Source organism: Aeromonas sp. HMWF014 (assembly GCF_963878295.1).
In the GTDB taxonomy this organism is placed as follows: Bacteria; Pseudomonadota; Gammaproteobacteria; order Enterobacterales; family Aeromonadaceae; genus Aeromonas; species Aeromonas popoffii.
Genome location: NZ_CAWNYS010000358.1, coordinates 1 through 4,393 on the forward strand (window position 1 = coordinate 1; position 4,393 = coordinate 4,393).

General features: G+C 64.4%; 3 protein-coding genes and 1 pseudogene. All 4 read left to right on the top strand.

What is annotated here, in order from left to right; translation table 11 throughout:
• The first annotated feature begins 131 nt into the window (after positions 1–131).
• Positions 132–1,670: a sigma-54 interaction domain-containing protein gene (locus tag AAC083_RS14955; RefSeq protein ID WP_108537017.1), complete on the top strand. Its 1,539-nt coding sequence runs from the start codon at positions 132–134 to the stop codon at positions 1,668–1,670.
• Positions 1,670–2,275 carry a type VI secretion system-associated protein VasI gene (gene vasI, locus AAC083_RS14960; RefSeq protein WP_108537018.1) on the top strand — a complete coding sequence of 202 codons (606 nt, stop codon included), beginning with the start codon at positions 1,670–1,672 and terminating at the stop codon, positions 2,273–2,275. Before AAC083_RS14955 ends, vasI begins: the two co-directional genes overlap by 1 nt.
• Positions 2,276–2,283: 8 nt before the next feature.
• Positions 2,284–3,702 carry a type VI secretion system protein TssA gene (gene tssA, locus AAC083_RS14965; RefSeq protein ID WP_108537019.1) on the top strand — a complete coding sequence of 473 codons (1,419 nt, stop codon included), beginning with the start codon at positions 2,284–2,286 and terminating at the stop codon, positions 3,700–3,702.
• 41 nt (positions 3,703–3,743) lie between these two features.
• Positions 3,744–4,393 (top strand): annotated as a pseudogene (locus tag AAC083_RS14970) (type VI secretion system membrane subunit TssM); the annotation flags it as partial.

A 4,393-nucleotide genomic window follows, 5' to 3' on the forward strand; every position in this document is an offset into this window, starting at 1 on the left:
GTCATCGACGGTGCCCTGCTGCCGCCAGTCTCCCTGCAACTGTTGCAGCGTCTCTCGGCCGGTGAGCCTATCAAGCGGGTGCGTTTCTCTGTGAGCGAGCGCCAGTTCGTCGCCGAGGTGGAGGGCTGAGCATGGAACAAGCCCTCGCATTTGCCCTCGCCTTGACACAGCAGCGCGATGAGCAGCACCTGTGTCACTGGTGGACCTCGACCCTCAATGCCAGCTTTCAGCCCAAGGGTATCCTGCTTGGCATGCTGGATGTGAGCGGTCGCCAGCTCGAATGCACCGGCTGGGTCAAGGGGCAAGCGGTGGCGTTGGCGCTGGCGGTGGATGATTTTTCCCACCCGCTTGCCTATGTGTTGCACAAGGCCCAGTCCCGTACCTGGGACTCCTTGCACGGCGGAGCCCGCATCGAGCACGCCGCGTTTCGCTCCCTGCTGGCCAATCTGGGTCAGCAGTGTGGCCTGCACGCCTTTCCCCTCAGTGATGGCAACGGCAAGCCGTTTGCCGTGCTGGCCATGATGGACGGCGGTGATGTGCTGCAGGAGTGGGCAGGTCGCCCTGAACTGGCCCAGCTGTCACAGGTGTTTTGCAACCAGCTCACCCTCATTCGCGAGCTGGGACGCAGTCGCCGGGATCAGGGAGTACTGCGTGACTCTCTGCGCCAGATGAAGGGAGAGGGAGAGCGTCAGCGTCAGCATGAGAAGCTGCTCGGCGATCAGCTTATCGGCCAGTCGGCGGTGATCCGCGGATTACGCGAGCAGATCGCCCAAGCGGGCCAGCACAAGCTGAGCGTGCTCATTCAGGGGGAGACGGGCAGCGGCAAGGAGGTGGTTGCCCGGTTGGTGCACCAGTGCTCCGATCGCGCAGCCAAGCCGTTTGTGGCCATCAACTGCGCCGCTATCCCGGAAAACCTCATCGAGAGCGAGCTGTTCGGTTATCAGAAGGGGGCCTTCTCCGGTGCCCTTGCCAACAAGACCGGGCTGGTGGCCCAGGCCAACGGTGGCACCCTGTTTCTGGACGAGGTGGGCGACATGCCCGCCGCCATGCAGGCCAAGTTGCTGCGAGTGCTCGAAACCCGCAGTTACCGGCCACTGGGGTCTGAGCAGGAGTGTTACTCCGATTTTCGCCTCATCGCCGCGACCCATCAGCCGCTCACTCGCCATGTGGAGGAGGGGCAGTTCCGGGGCGATCTCTACCACCGCCTCTGCCAGTGTCTGCTGCTCATCGCCCCCCTGCGGGAGCACATGGATGATATCCCCCTGTTGTGCCAGCACTTCATGGCCCAGTTTTCCACCCAGGATGGCAAGACCTTGGCGGGGTTACAGCGCAAGTTTTTGGCGCAGCTGCAAAGTTACGATTTCCCCGGCAACGTGCGCGAGCTGCGCAATCTGTTGGAGGTCGCCTGTGCCCACACCCGTCACGGGGAAGAGGTGGGGCTCAGCGCCTTGCCGCCGGAGCTGCGGGATCGGGTTTGTGCCGAGCTGCCCGATGCGCTGGATGATTACAACCATATCCGCGATTTGCGCCGGGCCATGCAGCAGTACGAGGCCTCCGTCATCGAGGCGCGCCTGCGCTACTTCCAGGGCAACCGCATGCTGGTGGCCGAGAGCCTCAATATTCCCAAGCGCACTCTGGATCACAAGTGCCAGAAACTGGAGGTGAACTGATGAACATCCCCGGCTTGTTGCCGCTGTTGCTGGCCACCAGCAGCGCCGTGGCCCCGCTGGACATGGCGTCTTGGCAGGCGTGCCGCCGCGAGCCATCGCCGCTGATCCGGCTCGCCTGTTATGACGCCCTTGGCAATGGTGTGACCCAGACGAGCGAGGGGGGTGCCCCCAAGTCTGCCGCCTGGCAGGCCATCTGGGCACAGGAGCAGGCTCGCACGCCGGACAGCCCTCCTTTCCTGCTACAGCAGGATGAGGGGCGTGGCAGCGCAACGCTCACCCGTCCCGCGTTGCGCGGGGCGACCCTGGCCATAGGGTGTGTCGATAGCATCACCCATATCCGGCTGCGGCTCGATTCCCCCTGGGCGGGGGAGACGGTGCAGGTTGAGCTGGACGGCCAGCCAAGCAGCAGTGCCCAGAGCTGGTTTATCCGGGATCAGGGGCTGTTGCTCGAATATGGCCGCGGCCTGCCCGCCATTGAGGAGCTCAAGCGCTGGATTGGCCATCGAGAGCTGCAGGTACGGGCCGACAACGGCGCCTTGCTGCGGGTCGATCTCAGTGGTCTGAAAGAGGCACTGCTCCCCGTGCGTCAGCAGTGTCGCTGGTAGGGGGCACCATGAGCTATCAACACCCCTGGTGTGCCCGTTTGCTCACCAGTTTGCCGGATGAGCAAATCAGAGGCGCCGTGCTGGCCGACGAGCCGCGCTGGGATTATGTAGAGACCGAGCTGGTCAAGCTGGGATCCCTGGCCCACAGCCAGGTTGATCTCAATGCGGTGGCCGAGGCGTGCCTCGGCCTGCTGGAGAGCCGCACCAAGGACATGCGGGTGCTGGCCCAGCTGCTGCGCTGCCTGCAACATCCGGCCAAGGCGACCCCTCTGGGAGCCGCGCTCAGTTTGCTGGAAGCCTGGGTCAAGGCTTATTGGCTGCTGGCCTGGCCCGGTAATGTCAGCCAGAAACAGCGCTTGATGGTGCAGATCGTCAAGCGCTTCGAGGGGGCTCTGCCGCGGGTGAGTGAAAGTGCCTCGGCGGCCGAGTTGGCTCAGCTGCTGGCCCAGACCGAGCAGCTGGAGGCCTGTTGGCTGGCCCAGTGCCCGGACAAGGGCGAGCTGCTCGAACCCTTGTTGATGGGGTTGAAGCGGGCCCAGCGCCAGCAGGTGGCGCAAGCTCAGGCCGATGCCAAGCCCGAGAGCGGCGCGCCCGTGGCCACGGCGGCCAGCATGGCGGGATCCATGCTGCTCAGCGGCAGCGCCAAGGGCTCAGGCATCGAGATCGACAGCTCCAATGACAGAGCCTGGCGACAGACCCAGCTCAAGGTGGCCGAGCTGCTCATCGAGCGCCAGCCGGAGGCGGCGGTGGGCTATCGCCTGCGCCGTCACGCCATCTGGGCCGGGATCACCACCCCGCCCATGAGCGCCGGGGGCCATAAAACCCAGTTGGCCCCCATGTCGACGGACATGGTGGATGAGTACCGCACCGCAATGGGGGCGCCGGATCTGGCGCTCTGGCAGCGGATCGAACAGAGCCTGACCCTGGCGCCCTACTGGTTCGAGGGACATAGCCTCTCGGCCGAGGTGGCCCAGAAGCTGGGATTTGGCGCCGTGGCCCAGGCCATCGCGCAGGAGCTGGACGGCTTCTTGCAGCGGCTGCCGACCTTGCGGGATCTCACCTTCAGCGATGGCAGCCCGTTTCTGCCTCCCGAGTGCAGCCGCTGGTTGCAGCCCGCCAAGCTGGGCGGTGGGGGGGGCGACGGGGAGTCCAGTCTGGCTGAAGAGGTGGCCTTGCGTCATGGGGAGCAGGGGGTGGCTGCGGCCCTCACCCTGCTGGATGAAAGGATGGCGCAGTTGAAAGAGCCAAGAGCCCGCTTCCATGCCCAGTTGGTGCAGGCGGAGCTGTTGGCGCAAGAAGGCATGGAGGCGCTCGCGCGCCAGCACTATCAACACTTGTGGCAAGAGGCGAGTCGCCTGGGGTTGTCTCACTGGGAGCCCGGGCTGGTCAGTCGCCTGGAAAGCCATGCGGCCCCATTGTCGAAATAAGTGCCGAAATGAGTCATTGAGTCGGAGTTGGATCACATTTTATGTTCAAAACCATCTTTACCTTTCTGCGGCAACAGCTGCCGAAATTGAAACCCTCCTGGCCCCTGCTCTGTGTGGTGCTCTGGGTCGTCGCCCTCATCCTGGTGTGGTGGCTGGGGCCCAGTATCGAGATCCGTGGCGCCAAGCCGTTCGAGCCGCTGTGGGGGCGGGTGGTATTCACCCTGCTCTGGCTCTGGCTGATGCTGGGAGTCCTCTCCTGGCGTGTCTGGCGCAAGATGCAGCAACTCAAGGCCGAGCGTCAGCACGAGGTGGTGCTGGAGCAGGATCCGGTCAAAGGGCTCATCGACAAGCAGGCGCAGTTCCTGGATCGCTGGCTGCAGGCGTTGAATACCCATCTGGGCAAGGGCGCGCTCTACGCCATGCCCTGGTATCTGGTGCTGGGGCTGCCCGGCAGCGGCAAGAGCAGCCTGATCCACAGAGCCAACCCGGCCAACAAGCTCAACCCCAGACTCGACACCGAACTGAGGGACGTGGCGCAGGAACAGCTCGTCGATTGCTGGCTGGGGGAGCAGGCTGTGATGCTGGATCCTGCCGGCGAGCTCTTTTCTCAATCAGAACCCGAGCTGGATCCGCAAGCCCGCAAGCACGAGCGGCTCTGGCTGCACCTGCTGAACTGGCTCAATGAACACCG

What these genes read in the sequence shown, in the direction of transcription:
- tssA (WP_108537019.1), top strand. Translation starts at nt 2,284, where the DNA reads ATGAGCTATCAACACCCCTGGTGTGCCCGTTTGCTCACCAGTTTGCCG.
- vasI (WP_108537018.1), top strand. Translation starts at nt 1,670, where the DNA reads ATGAACATCCCCGGCTTGTTGCCGCTGTTGCTGGCCACCAGCAGCGCC.
- AAC083_RS14955 (WP_108537017.1), top strand. Translation starts at nt 132, where the DNA reads ATGGAACAAGCCCTCGCATTTGCCCTCGCCTTGACACAGCAGCGCGAT.